This window comes from Neorhizobium sp. T7_12, from assembly GCF_002968535.1.
Taxonomy (GTDB): domain Bacteria; phylum Pseudomonadota; class Alphaproteobacteria; order Rhizobiales; family Rhizobiaceae; genus Neorhizobium; species Neorhizobium tomejilense.
In genome coordinates, this window is sequence record NZ_PVBK01000009.1 from 225,182 (window position 1) to 238,924 (window position 13,743).

Consider the following 13,743-nt stretch of genomic DNA (forward strand, 5'->3'; position numbering starts at 1 on the left):
TTGCGGCTCCCAATGACCAAAGCCCGCTCAGAAGGCCTAGAGAAACAGCAACCGTTCTGCGGTCAACTTGAACCCACGGCCGCTGTGGACCGCGCAGGCTCATGGCAGACGTGTTATTGGGCGTGGTCACTCCGAAGGCCGATATGCTTTCCTCAGCAGAAGATGCTTTTGATGGTCTCGCGTTCATGCCAGTCTCATCCAATTTTGTCCGTGATTTTTCACCGAGTCCAACCAAATCCATTCGATTTCTCGACTTGAGGGCAATGGCCCCCTGAACACGCCAGCGACGATTGCTGACCCGAGAGAGAGCTTGGCGGTCTCAAGCAATGTTGTGGCGCTGACCAAAGATCTCACCGCCGATCTCCGGAAGCTTCTCGTCAATTTTTGATGGTATTCCGCCGGAGTTGATTGCCGGCGCGCTGACCCGGTACGCCGACGAGATCATGCGCCTGCAAAAGTTGTCCCAGTATTCGTCGGTTGTGGTAGAAATTTGCCGGATATTCGCTACACTTCCCGACCGAACTGGACGACAGCGACAGCTGTGTGGAAGTTCCACTGCCGCAGGGCCGCCCCCAGCGGTTACCCCCACTGCGGCGAGGGCTCGACGTGCTTCCATACCGCCCGTCGAGCCCTTCGTGCCGCCCCCACTGCACCGTTCAGCGACCTCAATCGTCGACCATGATCCGATCGCGGTTTCCGCCTATTGATAGGTTTGACTTGATGTTTTGCGTGAGTGCTTGGTCGCCGTAACATCCAGGTCACCAGTAAGCTCCTTGGTGATCGCTTCAAGCGTCACGGAAAGTCCAGCCTCGACCTCGATCGATTTGAGGCCTTTTGCGATCTCTCGCGCGTAGATCACCAGTCTCGCCAGAGCGACGAGTTCTACTTCCATTTCAGTTTGCAAATCCGAGTATGCCATGCACCGACCTCCAACTTGTGTGGGCAATCTAAAACGCTTTGAGGGTCGTCGGGCGTGACATCGGCGTGACACAACGCATGGCTGATGACGCTAGCCATCACGCCAGAGAGACGTTCGGTTAAATTCAAAGTGGGTGGAGGGAGAATACGTGTCTGCCCGGCGCAGAGCGTCGATCAGGGCCATGGCGTCGGCTCTTTTTTGGTCCACGTAGTTGTGGCGAAGAATTCGCAGCAATTCGTTGGCGCGCCCACTCGTAATTTCCGGGCAGTTTGCCATGATCGCGTTCCAGCTACGGACCTTGAAAAACAAGGGCCGCGCGCTTTCTTTGAGATGCCGCGCCTCCCGACCGTCGATCAGGCCGTGCGCGCAACAGCTGGTGACGGTCGCGTCGACATTGACCATCGGGATGGTGACGGCGACATATCCAAGCTCTTCCGGTCCATGCAGCAGTGCGACATCCGCATCGTCGACACGGGTTTCGCTCGCATAGGCCGCAAAGATTTCGCCAATGCCAGTCATGCCGAAGGCGTGACACTCTGCCGCCCGCAAGGCACCCATGCTCGCCGCTCCAAAGACCGCAACGCCTTTTGATAGACCGTAGAGAATTTCCTTGTGCCAGACGGGGGCGACATATTCGAAGGCGCCGTCGATCAATCCGATGGCCCGCGCACCTTCGTCGACCGCCAGCCGCACATCTCCCTGCATCGCCGGCGGCTTTACAATTATATCATCAGTGACGAAACGTCTTGCCTCCGGAAGGCTTGGACCGACAAAGAGTACTTTCATGAGGTAAACGATGCTGTCATCGCCCTCTCGCCAAATCTGCGCCGGCGCTCTCCCTCAGGGCTTTCCAGTCCGGGCACCAATATCTTGACGACCGCAAAAGGTGATGTCGGCTCGCTCAATCGAACGGCGATTGCTTGCGTGATATCCGACCGCTTCAAGTTCCCCAAGATTCCTGCAAGGTCGTTCGGACCGGGCAAGGGCACGCCGCGTGAAGGATCAGCAGAAAACAACTTTAACAACCTCTCCGGCAGTGGTCGTCGATAGGTCTCATGGAATACGTCGTCACGTGCGCCACTGATATAAGTGACCCGGGACTGTGCAGCTTCCGTCAGCGCGCGCACTGCAGCGCGCTCGGGGGATGGATGAGCGCCACAGCCGAACGTCACGTCGACATACCGTGGCGCACGGGACGCGAGCGCGGTTTTCGCCGCAAGGAAGGCGCCGATACACGGTATGCCGATATCGCTTGTCATGTCGAACATGCGCAGCAGGATGCCCGCATCCTCGATTTTCGCGATAAGGGACCTAACGTCCTCATCGCTGAATGCGTCGGGTTCCAGACACCTGGAGTGCTGGCCAGATTCAGGAAGAACCTGCCACAAGACATGAGCGTCGCGTTCGATACGCTCGAGAAGGCCGTGGAAAATTGCCTCGTCATGCGTGTTGCCCGATGCAAGGCCATCCGAAGATTGCCAGTACCGGCAGTTCGACAGGCTCCGATCGAGCGACGCGGCTTCGGCCGGAACGTAGACGCGATCAAAACTGAAGAGGTCTTCTCCCGCCGCAAATGCCATAATGTCGGTTGCCCGGGGAGGGGACTGATTCCGGCCAAGGAGCGGCACAAGCAAGTCGACACGCTCGCCGGCATCCGAAAAAGCTGACGCGGAAACATTCCTGATTGACAGGAACGGATCGCAAGCGACAGCCCGCTCTATGGCCTCCATGACCGCGGATGTTCTCGCATCGGCATCGGTAAGCCCTTTGCCTTGAGCAACCACGATCGATTTGGCGTTTGGAGTATAGGCGCACCAGACCGGAATGCCGATGTGATCGAGTCCGGTCTGGCGGCCAATGCGGGTTATCCCGAGCGTCTTCAGAAAAGGACGCACCCGCTCATAGGTCTCCTCGGGCGAGCAGATGCGGTCCATCGTTTACGCCGTCGGCAGCTTAGCCATCGAAGACACCAGAGAAAGCCTGTTCAGAGGAAGAGACTGCAACCGCCAAATTGACGTCTTTGACAATTGTTCCCCCTGCATTTCTAAGATCGTTTGCCGCAGCCAGCGGCCCGGAAACGGGTGGCTGCATCGGCAGGACCGTTCCCGCATCAATGTCCGCCAGGTAAAGCTGATTGTCTCCAGGCAGCCCGATTATCACAACTCTTGCCATATGTTACCCCCTTGGTTTTTGGTACTAAAAAATCTAAAAACCGGCTTTCACCAGGCCTTCCCGGTAGAGTTCCTTCTGCCATTGCTCTTTGACCGGCAGCACGGAGAGCCATTTGTCGAGATCGAATTGCGGGTTGAGCTCCTGAGCCCTGCGGCGATGGACGCGTGCCTTCGCGGTATCGCCAGCCATAGCGTAACTCGCCGCAAGCAATCGCCGGGCCGACGAGGAGTCGCCCATTCGGTCGATGTAGCCGATCGCTTGATGAAACTCGCCTAGGAAATAGCTGGCGCCGGCCGCAATCCAGAAATAATCGTCGGGGCATATCGGATTTAAGCGGATCGCTTTGTTGATCTTTGCCAACCCATCGGCGGGCTTCGATGCATGAACCAGAGCGTCGGCATACCCGCATATTGCGTCGGCAAGGTGTGGGCTTAATCCCTCCGCGCGATCGAATGCCTCCAGGCTCCCGTCGACATCGCCGCGGTAAAGCCTCGATAGCCCAAGCTCGCGGTGCGCCGATGCCAGTTCCGGCTCCAAGGCCACCGCTTTTCTTGCCGTTTCCTCCGCCTGAACCAGCAGTTCGGTCTCTCCCCGTGCCGTCAAGACCCATTCCCAGGAGTAGGTACGGGACAAACCCGCCAACGCCGGCGCGAAATCCCCGCGCATTCGCAGCGTTTCTCGAAATGCATTTCTAGCCCGGCGCACGTCAGGGAGCGTGAACTTGTTGAGATGCTGGGCGCTTGCAAGATAGGACCTATAGACATCCGGATGAGCACGGTAATCGGCGAGCACAATTTCGGTGCGCTGGAGGTGGCCGCTGATGGCCATCACGATCATCTGCGCCACTTGTCTGCGGTGTGAAGCAAGCGAGCTGGCATTGAGGCGGAAGCGTTCCGCCCACAAAACGCTGTCCGAGGGAAGGAAGATCATCTGCACGAAGAGACCTTCGCTGCTGATGTTGGTGTCGAGGACGTAGGAGATGGAATGTCTCTCCAGCTGAGCCATCTTATCCGCATCCTGCCGGATGCGGGCAGCCGTATACGGAGCAACGACCGCCACCGTCCTCAAGGAGCAAAGACTTATCGTGATATCTTCCATCAATGCGCGGGCTGGATAAGCCGCGTTTTGCTCTGCTTCCTGGGGGGGAAGCAATACCAGCCGGGGCAGTTCCGTGGGCATTGAGGGGACGATCGCTGTCCCTACGGGCAACGTGAACTCAGCTCGACTGATCGATGATCTAGAGGATCCAATTTGGTCTTCATGACGATGCGCCCCAAGCAGCACCTCGCGTACGGCGGAATCGCCCGGATCGTGTTCGAGGAGTTGTTTTGCGCTATCCTTGACATCGGCCCATTCCGACCGACTGGCCGCTGCGGCTTGTGCCTCGAAGAGCCCCGCGCGAAAACGTTGCCACTGGACCGACCGTTGTTTCTCGACCCATGGTTTTAGGCCGACAGGTAAATTGGCTTCATCCATAAACTGCCGCGTCATCAATTTCGACATTGCGTTCAATCGCGGCAGCGCTTCAAGATCACTGGAGAAGACGGAGAAATCCGCCTCAACGGGCTCGGCGGATAGCTGTACGGTCGAAGCCGTGAAATCGAGTGGCGCGGGCCAGCCGTCCACGGCGCATTTGCGCACGCGCTCGGTCATTTTTCGAAAGTTGATCTTGGCGGCGTCTTGATCGCCTGCCCAAAGCAGTCGCGCCAGATAATCTCGCGGCAGTTCAAATTCACCGCTGGCCAACATATAGGCGAGGCCGAACAGTGCCTTCTGTGGCAGTGGCAGCGTCCCTCGGTCCTCGTCAGCAAGCCAAAGGCCTCCGAATGTCACAAGCCGGAGCATCGGAATGATCCGCTAACGCGTTGCGCCCGGATCCGCGTGATCGCGATCCAGACCTGACGGGGCCCCCAGGGATTTGACCAGTTGAACGATGTTTTGGCGCAGCTTCGCATTCGCCACCCTCTGGAATGCCAGATTGAGTTCCACCCCCTCGCGGGTTGCCAGAAAGGAGGTCACCGCATCTTCCTCGTGCACGACAGGCTTGCTATCGGTCGTCGATGACGGGATTGGCGCATCGGCAAAGAAATAGCCAACAGGCGTGTCCAGTATAGTTGCAATCATCTGAAGACGACTGGCGCCAACCCGATTGGCTCCCTTTTCGTATTTCTGCACCTGCTGGAAAGTAATCCCAAGCCCGTCGGCCAGTTTCTCCTGAGACATCTTCAGCATGGCCCGCCTCAGCCGGATCCTTGATCCAACATGTATATCAATCGGGTTCGGCTTCTTCTGATCCATCACTGCACCCTCTGTCACCGCTACACAGTGGTATAAACGGAGACTTCGTGCAACTGGGACCTGCCGGCAAAGGTGTGCACTATGTAGATTCATGGCAAACCACGACCTGCGCGCCTTCCAAGCTTTTCCAGTGCGCCTGATCTGGGCGCGGAGTTTCTGTCGGGACACTTCCGCCGGCGTTTTTTAGCCAAGGCTTCTCGATGGCGAAGATCATCTGCGTCGCCTCGCTTGCTCTCTAACTCGCTATTCCGCGCTTCGAAACGTTCCTAGCAGTCTTTTGCAATTCCGAGATCCAGCTACCAGTATGCGATCTCTGCAGTCGCCGGGCATCAAGGGAGGGGACCATGGTTCGCTGGAAAAATTGGATGAGGAATGGCTTGGGTGCGGCGGCGGGGGTGCTGTTTTATACGGTGGGCGCCTGGGCAGCCGATCAGTATCCCATCTCGACGGTGCGCATGATCGTGCCCTACGCCCCTGGCGGCGGCGGTGACATAACCGGCCGGATGATCGCGGATGAACTCAGCAAGCGTCTTAAGACCACGGTGGTCATCGAGAACATCGGTGGCGCCAGCGGCACGATCGGCACCGAAAAGGCGGCCCGCGCCAAGCCGGACGGAGGGACGCTGCTTCTCGCCGGCAGCGCCATCTTCACGATCGCGCCGCATATCACCAGGATCGGTTTCGATCCGCTCAAGGATTTCGTCGCCATCGCCAATGTCAGCGAATCCGTGCGCATGCTGAGTGTGCCGGCATCGCTCGGGGTGAAAAGTTACCAGGAACTGGTGGCCTACGGGAAAGCCAATCCAGGAACCCTGAACTACGCTTCGGTGGGTGTTGGTTCGACCGGCCATATTATCGGCGTGGATTTTCTGCGGACTGTGGGCGTCACTGCCAGGCACATTCCCTATAGTGGGGCCTCGCAAGCGGTTCAGGCGCTTCTTTCGGGAGATGTGCAGTTCGTTATCGACGCAATGGTCATTCCGCCGTCGCGCGAAGGCAAGCTCGTGCCGATCGCCGTGCCGAGCGAGGCACGCTTGCCTGACTTCCCCGATGTGCCGACGTTCCGGGAAGTGGGCCTGAAGGACATCCGCTCCGGTGGCTGGCAGGCTGTCATGGTACCCGCCGGCACGCCGAAGGAACTTGTCGCCATGATCGAGAAGGCGCTGAAGGACGCAGATGCCAGCCCGGAATTCCGCGCTGCTCTCACCCGCGCCGGCTTCTCGCCGCGCTTCCGCACCAGCATGCAGCTTCAGCAGGAGCTAGAGGCCGAATATGCCTATTTCGGCGAGCTGCTGAAGAGCATGGAGCTCCCCAAGAAATAACCCGTCGGAGTAATCCGGATAAGACAGCCACACCAACACGCGCGGACCTGCTGGCGCGTATTGTTTTAGTATAGGCCAACAAGGATCCAAATATGCAGGAGAGACGCTCGACCGCCCCGACCCTGAGCGCCAAGGTGGCGGAATGGATGACGGGGTTTCCGCTCGATACGGTTCCGGCAGACGTCCTGGAAAATACCAAGTTGCGGATTTTGGACGTCGTCGGCGTGATGATCGCATCGAGCCGGCTCGACGTAGTTTCGGCCGCACGGCGCTCCGTGGCGGAATCGGACGGCGGCCAGGGGAGCGCCTTTTCCGTGACGGACGCTGCGCCGACGACACCCGCGAGTGCGGCCTTCATCAACGGGGTCATGTCCGCCGTTCTCGAATTCGACGACACTCATATCGAGTCGAATATCCATCCGACCGGCGTCGTGCTGTCGGCCCTGCTGCCGGAATGCGAGCGTCTCGGCCTTTCGGGTAAAAACCTGCTGCACGCCGCACTGATCGGCAGCGAGTTGTTATGCCGTCTCGGCCTCGTCTCACCGGTGCGGATGCATGAGGTGGGGTTCCATCCGAGTTCCGTCTATGGCGTCTTCGGCGCGGCCTGGGGGCTTGCGCATCTACGGCGCCTTTCGGTCGAGCAGACGGTGCATGCGATCGGTACGGCGGCCAGCCTCTCGGCGGGCTCGATTGCCTCGTTCGAGGACGGTACCTCGACCAAAACCTTGCATATCGGCATGGCGGCATCGTCGGCAATCCGCGCTGTCGCACTGGCGAACCAGGGCATTTCCGGTCCCTATCCGGTCTTCGAAGGCAAGTTCGGCTGGTTCAAGAGCTATTTTCAGTCCAAACCCGAGTTCCGTTTTTCGGCCCTGACGGACGAACTCGGCGAGCGCTGGGAAGTGTTGAACATCGCCTCGAAGGCGCATCCTTGCGCATATACGATGATCCCGTTCATCGCCGCGGCGATCGAGCTTCGCGATGCTCATGGCGTCAAGCCGGAAGATGTGGATGTCATCTATTGCGATATAATGCCCCGTTCCTTTGCGACCGTCTGCGAGCCGGTCGAAGAAAAGCGCCGGCCGCGGACCTCCTGGCACGGGCGTATCAGCTTGCAACATACGGTCGCCGAAGCGCTGGTGCTTGGCCGGATGGACAAGGATGCCTACGCGCCGGAGAACCTCGTCAACCCGCTCATCAACGCGATGGCAGATAAGGTCATCCACCGGCCGGATTTGGTGGCCGCACATGATATCAGCCGTTCGCGCGCGACCGTCTCCGTCCGCCTGAAAGATGGACGCGAACTATCTCATACGATCGAGGATATGCCGGGCACCCGCCGCAACCCGGTCGCCCGCGAGGGCTATCTGCAGAAATTCCGGGCGAATGTTCGTGGCGTGATTTCCGACGCGGCGGGCCAGGAACTGGCGACAGCTCTGCTCAATTTGGAGGAAGCCGAGGACATTGGCGCTCTGTTCAGGGGGCTGCGCGGGTAAAGTCACTGATGGCACTCGAATTTACAGCCGCCCGGAGGACGACGTAGGCCTCAATCCGCCGCCTCCTGTGCGCCTTTCCTTACGAAAGATGTGGTGGCAGCCAGCAGGATCGCGATGCCGAGGACCACGAAGGTGAGGCTGATCGGGCGGTTGATAAAGGTCATTGGATCGCCGCGCGACAGTGACAGGGCACGTCTGAAATTCTCCTCGAACATCGGCCCGAGCACGAAGCCGAGGATGAACATGGCAAGGCTGCAGTCGGCACGCTTCAGGAGGTAGCCGACGACCCCGAAGATGACGAGGGTCAGGATCTGCAACGATGAGAAACCGATCGAAAAGACCCCGACGCAGGCAAAGGCGAGGACGAACAGATAGAGCCAGTGATACGGCACGGTCAGCAGCTTCACCCACAGGCCGATCAGCGGCAGATTGAGGATGACGAGCATCAGGTTGCCGATCCACATCGATCCGACCAGTCCCCAGAAAAGCTGCGGATTGTTGGTAATCATGCTCGGGCCCGGATTGACGCCCTGGATCAGCAGCGCACCGAGGAAGAGCGCCATGACCGGGCTGCCGGGCACGCCGAGCATCAGAGTGGGGATGAAGGCGGTCTGCGATGCCGCATTGTTGGCCGCCTCGGGAGCCGCAACACCTTCAACCGCGCCGCTGCCGAAACGACCGGGCTGTTTCGAAATGCTCTTCTCGACCATGTAGGCGGAGAACGAACTCATCGCGAGGCCTGCGCCGGGCAGCATGCCGAGGAACGACCCGAGCGCCGTGCCGCGCAATACGGCCGGCCAGGCCTGACGGAATTCCTCGCGGTTCGGCCAGAGACGGCCGACCTTTGAGGTGACCAGTTCCGGCGTCCCCGTGCTGCCGATTGTGGTGATGATTTCCGATACCGCGAAAAGGCCGACGGCAAGCACCGCGAAGTCGATACCGTCGCGAAGTTCCGCAATCCCGAAGGTGAACCGGAAGACGCCGGAGGCGACATCGGCACCCGCCAAGCCCAGAAGCACGCCGAGAACTGCCGAGCCGATGCCCTTGACGAAACCGCCCTTGGCAATCGAGGCGGTAGCGACAAGCGCGCAGAAGACGAGGGCGGCATATTCCGCCGAGCCGAATTTCGCGGCTACCGAGGCCATGGCGGGTGCCGCAAGCGCGATCAGCAGCGTGCCGACGGTGCCGGCAAAGAAGGAACCAAGCGCGGCAATGGCGAGCGCCGAGCCTGCGCGACCCTGACGTGCCATCTGGTAGCCATCCAGGCAGGTGACCGCCGACGATGCTTCGCCGGGAAGATTGAGCAAGATCGAGGTCGTCGATCCGCCATAGGCGGCGCCATAATAGATGCCGGCCAGCAGGATCACCGAACCTTCTGGCGGTAGTCCGAAAGTCAGCGGCAGGAGCAGCGAGATAGTGATGATCGGGCCTACGCCCGGCAGCACGCCGATGGCGGTTCCGAGCGTGACGCCGAGAAAGCAATAGAAGAGGTTGTCGATGCTGGCGGCGACTTGCAAGCCCAGCGCAATGGAAGAAACGAAGTCCAGCACGCTAGATACTCCAGTCGAACAGGTGGAATGGAATGCCGAGACCGAAATGGAAGATGCCCAGGATGATGGCGACGATCGCCAGGGTCAGGGCGGGCAATTCCTTCAGCCGGCTGCGTTTGTCCGCAAGCCAGCCGAGACCGATCAGTGCGACGACGCTTGGCAGCAGTCCCACACGGTCGATAAGCAGGCTGAAGACAAACAGCGCCGCGAGGATCGCCAGGAATGGCCGGATTTCCTCGCGCGGTATGAGCGCAATGGCTGCCGCACCCGCATTCGCCAGTGTGGCTTTCATCAGGAGGGCTATGCCGAAGACGGAGAGTGTCGTGCCAAGCAACACCGGTAGGGCGCCCGGCCCCATTTCCGAAAGGTCGCCGAAGCCGTAGTCCAGGCCGAGATAGACGGCGATGCCGCCAGTTGCGGCGAACAGGATACCCACCGCATGGTCTGCATGAAATGTCATGATCGATCCCAATGTTCGAGGCCAGTGCCCAGGCCTATGTTCAAGCTATGCTGGCTTGACTGATCTGCGCTGGAGATCTGTTGGCGGCCGACTAAATCCCAAGTTGTTCCCACCCTCCTTCGCAACGAGCTGAAGATATCGGCCGAGACAGATGGCTAGCCTACAAGAAGGCGGCTATACAAAGATAAAGACGGCTCGTTCCGATGTTCGAAACGGGCAGGTGCATATAGCGCCGTATGGTGGTTTCCATCTCTCTGAACCGCACCGGGTTTGCCGGAGGCCATTTCGTTTAAGTTATGCGGCCATGGCTGGTTCGTCCAGCATGGCGTAGTACTGCTCTTCGGCTTCGGCTGGCGGTCCGATGGGCTCCAGAAGTCGTCGGTGGTTGAACCAGTCGACCCATTCAAGAGTGGCGAATTCCACTGTCTCGAAGCTCCTCCATGGTCCACGCCGATGTATGACCTCGGCCTTGTAGAGACCGTTGATTGTCTCGGCGAGGGCGTTGTCATAACTGTCGCCGACGCTTCCGACAGAAAGCTCTATGCCAGCTTCCGCCAAGCGCTCGGAATATCTAATCGACACGTATTGGGCAGATTCAACCGGTCGCCGCAACACTCTCGATCATATCCGATTTGAGCATCCCGTCGAAAGCCTCTGCAGGTGTGCGCCAACCCAGCGTCTTGCGGGGCCTGCTATTGAGAGTGTGCGCTGCAGCGCTGAGTTCATCAGGCCCTTGCTGGCTCAGATCTGTTCCTTTCGGAAAGTACTGGCGTAGCTGGCCGTTGGTGTTTTCGTTGCTGCCGCGTTGCCAGGGGCTTTGAACCGGCGGTTCACCCGGTCAAGCGGGCTCGGGGCCGTCTTGTCAGAGAATGTCGCGCGGATCGGCTTTCCGCGAATGATGCCCTGTAGGCTCATCGACCTCATAAGCCTGGCGACCGTGCAGCGGGCGACATCGAAGCCTTCACGCTTCAATTGCCGCCAGACCTTGCGAACGCCATAGACGCGGAAGTTCTGCTCGAAGACACGACGTATCTCGATCTTCAGACTGATATCGCTGTGGGCGCGGATCGACAGGCGATCCACATCCAAGCGCTTGGCGACGTTCTCGTAGTAAGTTGACGGGGCAATCGGCAATAGTCTGCAGATCGGCTCGACCCCGAAGACGCCTCGGTGTTCGTCGATGAACGAGATCATCGTTTGAAGGGGCGGTCGAGTTCCGCCATCGCGAAATAGCCAGACGCCTTGCGCAGAATCTCGTTGGCCTGACGAAGCTCACGGTTCTCCCGCTCAAGAGCCTTCATCTTCTCGACCACATCATTCGGCAAGCCTGCTCGTTTGCCGCTGTCGACCTCGGTCTTCTTCACCCATTCATGCAACGTGGCTGGCGAGCATCCGATCTTGGCCGCAATAGATGAAACGGCAGCCCACCGTGACGGATGTTCTGCTTCATGATCCAGGACCATGCGGATGGCACGCTCACGGACTTCAGGTGAAAACTTGTTCGTTGTCTTGCTCATGATGGCTCCACTTTCTCAGAAGTTGGAGCCTCCGGCAAACCCGGTGCGGTTCACTGCCATCCTTCAGGCAAACGGCAAACTGTCCTTTGCGATCGCCTGGGGGGCGACGTGCTTCCTCACTTCGCTCCCAATCTACTCGGAACTGATGGCGCGCGCTCGCGTGTCCGGGAAGGCAGTCGGATATATTGCAGCCACAGCAGCGGCGAATGGCCTCGCGGTCGCAATACGCAACGCAAGCCCCTTCGAGGCCGCCGGATGAAAGTGATCAATCCATGGTCCCAACAAAGGTGATATTTGGCTAAGTGTCCTTGACTCCGATTTCCACCGAGACCACCGAAGAGGAAGTGCCCGAAAATCGCTCGGAATTCCTACTCAGCGCCGCGGAGGATCCAGTGTTGGAAGAGACTTCGCGTGAGCGGCCGCTTCGCCGGAGTAGGGGAAATCCTCACCGAGCTGGCGGTCGCCGTCATAAACTTTGAAGGTCGGTCCCTCGAGCTCAACAATCCTATAACCGTTGACGAACTCGACCTTTGGCGTTTTCCATCCCATATCAGCTTCCTTCTCAGAATCTCTAAAGCCGCAGCACGCGCTCGCCGGCACACTACAGCATTCTTTGTCCCGGAATCACCAGGACGACTTGCACCCGCTCATGTTTATCAGGAGCTTGGTAAGCGGCACCATCATCGCGGCACGCCGATCCGATCAAAACGGTTTCGTTACGAAAAGCACGACGATCGTCGAAAGCCCGAGGAGCATTGCCGTTTCATCGCCCTATAGATGGAGCCAGCTTCGCATAGGTGCTCTTGTTCTAGTAGCCATTCCTGATGAAGCCGCTCAGTCGACAGATCGCCCGGCTTCATCCCTCCCTGAACTCGCCCTTTCCTGAACCGCCGGCCGTCCGGTCCGTTCAATGGGGATCGGTATCGTGTCTGCAACTCGTAAGTTATGACGTCCTCCATCTGCCAACCCTCCTCAGCAATCATTGAAGGGAGTGCGGGTCGGGAAGAAGTCCAGCTGGTGTGCCTTCCTGTGTGAAAGCGAGACGCAATTAACCTTTCGGTAACGAAGCCGGAGCATGAGTCTGCGGCTCAATCGCTGAGAGGTTTTGTTATGCGTGTTTCCGGTGGTGCTGTGCTTTTGGTTATCCCGATTATTGCTGTGCTGCTGTTTGGCGCGTCGCTCGCTTGGGACCAACTCGACAAATTGGATCCCATCGTGACTGGCACTATCCAATAGATAGATAGTTATGCCGTCCGCAACCAACTCCCACGCTCGCTTTTGGGTGAAGAAGAACTTGGCGGTGGTGCCCGGTTGCCATTGCAATCATCGGCATGAGTCCCATCTTGGCAGGGAGGAGGACTATTTATGGTCCGCCTTCTCTGTCTTCTGCGATCAGGAGGCGGTAACACCAACCGAGCGCTTTGGGGCCATAACCTCTGCTGCCATCCGTCAACACGCGGGTATAAGGATACGCCACGGTTCCCGCGACCAGCTGCGCCCTGGTGGCAACTTCCACGAAGCCGCCGTTCTGCATGATGGCGACGCGATCGCAAAGATGCGCGACGACCGCGAGATCGTGGCTGACGAGGATATAGGTCAGTTTCTCCCGATCGCGCAGATCCTTTAATAAGTTGAGGATTTCCGCCTGAATGGATACGTCGGCATGCTCGGCACCGATGTCGGCCCGGTGCGCATTCCGGGCGTCGTCGCTCTCAACGAGGATGAGCGGCGGATCCTGCGCGGCATTGTCGACCGCGTCAAAACGAAGCGCTCGCCGCCTGACGGGAGAAAACTAAAGTGCGTATTACCGGAATAAAGACATAGATGCAGCGCATCGACGACCGTCCTCGCCTGTTGCTCAAGATCGAGACCAGCGAAGGCATTTCCGGCTGGAGCGAATGCTACAATCACGGCCCCGACTTGGCGCTTCCGCCGCTTCTCGACTACCTTTTCCACCAGATCGAGGGCGAGGTCCCGCGCCGCGTGGAATTCCCCGCCCTGAAGCCCAC

At 59.0% G+C, this 13,743-nt stretch carries 12 protein-coding genes, 6 pseudogenes and 1 other annotated feature; of the genes and pseudogenes, 6 read left to right on the forward strand and 12 right to left on the reverse strand.

Features of this window, described 5'->3' with window-relative positions; all coding sequences use genetic code 11:
* Positions 1 to 700: 700 nt before the first annotated feature.
* From C5J26_RS20015 to C5J26_RS20040, 6 genes are all read right to left on the reverse strand, one after another.
* A complete protein-coding gene (locus tag C5J26_RS20015; RefSeq protein WP_105403361.1) occupies positions 701 to 919 on the reverse strand; it encodes a hypothetical protein in 219 nt (72 codons plus the stop codon).
* Between the two features lie 90 nt (positions 920 to 1,009).
* Positions 1,010 to 1,705: a TfuA-like protein gene (locus tag C5J26_RS20020; protein WP_105403362.1), complete on the reverse strand. Its 696-nt coding sequence runs from the start codon at positions 1,703 to 1,705 to the stop codon at positions 1,010 to 1,012.
* Positions 1,702 to 2,853 (reverse strand): YcaO-like family protein, encoded by a 1,152-nt coding sequence (locus tag C5J26_RS20025; protein WP_105403363.1) that lies wholly within the window; start codon positions 2,851 to 2,853, stop codon positions 1,702 to 1,704. Before C5J26_RS20025 ends, C5J26_RS20020 begins: the two co-directional genes overlap by 4 nt.
* 19 nt (positions 2,854 to 2,872) lie before the next feature.
* Positions 2,873 to 3,091, reverse strand: coding sequence for a hypothetical protein (locus C5J26_RS20030; RefSeq protein ID WP_105403364.1), 219 nt, complete (start codon positions 3,089 to 3,091; stop codon positions 2,873 to 2,875).
* 33 nt (positions 3,092 to 3,124) lie between these two features.
* A complete protein-coding gene (locus C5J26_RS20035) occupies positions 3,125 to 4,936 on the reverse strand; it encodes a peptide antibiotic resistance protein (RefSeq protein ID WP_105403365.1) in 1,812 nt (603 codons plus the stop codon).
* 12 nt (positions 4,937 to 4,948) lie between these two features.
* Complete coding sequence (locus C5J26_RS20040) at positions 4,949 to 5,389, reverse strand: helix-turn-helix domain-containing protein (protein ID WP_105403366.1); 441 nt, start codon at positions 5,387 to 5,389, stop codon at positions 4,949 to 4,951.
* Between the two features lie 365 nt (positions 5,390 to 5,754).
* On the opposite strand from C5J26_RS20040, the gene C5J26_RS20045 reads away from it, so the two are divergent.
* Together C5J26_RS20045 and C5J26_RS20050 are read left to right on the forward strand one after the other, a co-directional pair.
* Positions 5,755 to 6,711 carry a tripartite tricarboxylate transporter substrate binding protein gene (locus C5J26_RS20045; protein ID WP_172745945.1) on the forward strand — a complete coding sequence of 319 codons (957 nt, stop codon included), beginning with the start codon at positions 5,755 to 5,757 and terminating at the stop codon, positions 6,709 to 6,711.
* A gap of 92 nt (positions 6,712 to 6,803) precedes the next feature.
* Entirely contained in the window at positions 6,804 to 8,207 is a 1,404-nt protein-coding gene (locus C5J26_RS20050) for an MmgE/PrpD family protein (RefSeq protein ID WP_105403368.1), read from the forward strand.
* Positions 8,208 to 8,257: 50 nt separating this feature from the next.
* Here C5J26_RS20050 and C5J26_RS20055 read toward each other — a convergent pair whose 3' ends face one another.
* The 5 genes and pseudogenes from C5J26_RS20055 to C5J26_RS33670 all read right to left on the reverse strand — a co-directional run.
* Positions 8,258 to 9,754, reverse strand: coding sequence for a tripartite tricarboxylate transporter permease (locus C5J26_RS20055; protein WP_105403388.1), 1,497 nt, complete (start codon positions 9,752 to 9,754; stop codon positions 8,258 to 8,260).
* Between the two features lie 4 nt (positions 9,755 to 9,758).
* Positions 9,759 to 10,217, reverse strand: a complete 459-nt coding sequence (locus tag C5J26_RS20060) for a tripartite tricarboxylate transporter TctB family protein (RefSeq protein ID WP_105427761.1) — start codon at positions 10,215 to 10,217, stop codon at positions 9,759 to 9,761.
* A gap of 294 nt (positions 10,218 to 10,511) precedes the next feature.
* Positions 10,512 to 10,808: pseudogene (locus C5J26_RS20065) on the reverse strand (integrase core domain-containing protein); the annotation flags it as partial.
* A gap of 4 nt (positions 10,809 to 10,812) precedes the next feature.
* Positions 10,813 to 11,034: pseudogene (locus C5J26_RS20070) on the reverse strand (transposase); the annotation flags it as partial.
* A pseudogene (locus tag C5J26_RS33670) lies at positions 11,028 to 11,734 on the reverse strand (IS3 family transposase); the annotation flags it as partial. The pseudogenes C5J26_RS20070 and C5J26_RS33670, both read right to left, overlap by 7 nt.
* Positions 11,337 to 11,453, reverse strand: a sequence feature (AL1L pseudoknot). (Overlaps the previous pseudogene by 117 nt.)
* 60 nt (positions 11,735 to 11,794) lie before the next feature.
* Between C5J26_RS33670 and C5J26_RS33265 the strand changes: the two are divergent.
* A pseudogene (locus C5J26_RS33265) lies at positions 11,795 to 12,025 on the forward strand (VapC toxin family PIN domain ribonuclease); the annotation flags it as partial.
* Between the two features lie 120 nt (positions 12,026 to 12,145).
* The gene (locus C5J26_RS32790) at positions 12,146 to 12,511 is read left to right on the forward strand and encodes a hypothetical protein (RefSeq protein WP_172745933.1); all 366 of its coding nucleotides are present in this window, start codon (positions 12,146 to 12,148) and stop codon (positions 12,509 to 12,511) included.
* A gap of 586 nt (positions 12,512 to 13,097) precedes the next feature.
* Here the strand turns inward: C5J26_RS32790 and C5J26_RS33270 are convergent.
* Positions 13,098 to 13,394, reverse strand: a pseudogene (locus tag C5J26_RS33270) (hypothetical protein); the annotation flags it as partial.
* Positions 13,395 to 13,397: 3 nt separating this feature from the next.
* Between C5J26_RS33270 and C5J26_RS32800 the strand changes: the two are divergent.
* Together C5J26_RS32800 and C5J26_RS20095 are read left to right on the forward strand one after the other, a co-directional pair.
* Complete coding sequence (locus C5J26_RS32800; RefSeq protein ID WP_172724070.1) at positions 13,398 to 13,550, forward strand: hypothetical protein; 153 nt, start codon at positions 13,398 to 13,400, stop codon at positions 13,548 to 13,550.
* Between the two features lie 8 nt (positions 13,551 to 13,558).
* Positions 13,559 to 13,743, forward strand: a pseudogene (locus tag C5J26_RS20095) (mandelate racemase/muconate lactonizing enzyme family protein); the annotation flags it as partial.

Coding starts and splice junctions, on each gene's coding strand:
- C5J26_RS20015 (WP_105403361.1), bottom strand. CDS start 919: ATGGCATACTCGGATTTGCAAACTGAAATGGAAGTAGAACTCGTCGCT.
- C5J26_RS20020 (WP_105403362.1), bottom strand. CDS start 1,705: ATGAAAGTACTCTTTGTCGGTCCAAGCCTTCCGGAGGCAAGACGTTTC.
- C5J26_RS20025 (WP_105403363.1), bottom strand. CDS start 2,853: ATGGACCGCATCTGCTCGCCCGAGGAGACCTATGAGCGGGTGCGTCCT.
- C5J26_RS20030 (WP_105403364.1), bottom strand. CDS start 3,091: ATGGCAAGAGTTGTGATAATCGGGCTGCCTGGAGACAATCAGCTTTAC.
- C5J26_RS20035 (WP_105403365.1), bottom strand. CDS start 4,936: ATGCTCCGGCTTGTGACATTCGGAGGCCTTTGGCTTGCTGACGAGGAC.
- C5J26_RS20040 (WP_105403366.1), bottom strand. CDS start 5,389: ATGGATCAGAAGAAGCCGAACCCGATTGATATACATGTTGGATCAAGG.
- C5J26_RS20045 (WP_172745945.1), top strand. CDS start 5,755: ATGAGGAATGGCTTGGGTGCGGCGGCGGGGGTGCTGTTTTATACGGTG.
- C5J26_RS20050 (WP_105403368.1), top strand. CDS start 6,804: ATGCAGGAGAGACGCTCGACCGCCCCGACCCTGAGCGCCAAGGTGGCG.
- C5J26_RS20060 (WP_105427761.1), bottom strand. CDS start 10,217: ATGACATTTCATGCAGACCATGCGGTGGGTATCCTGTTCGCCGCAACT.
- C5J26_RS32800 (WP_172724070.1), top strand. CDS start 13,398: ATGCTCGGCACCGATGTCGGCCCGGTGCGCATTCCGGGCGTCGTCGCT.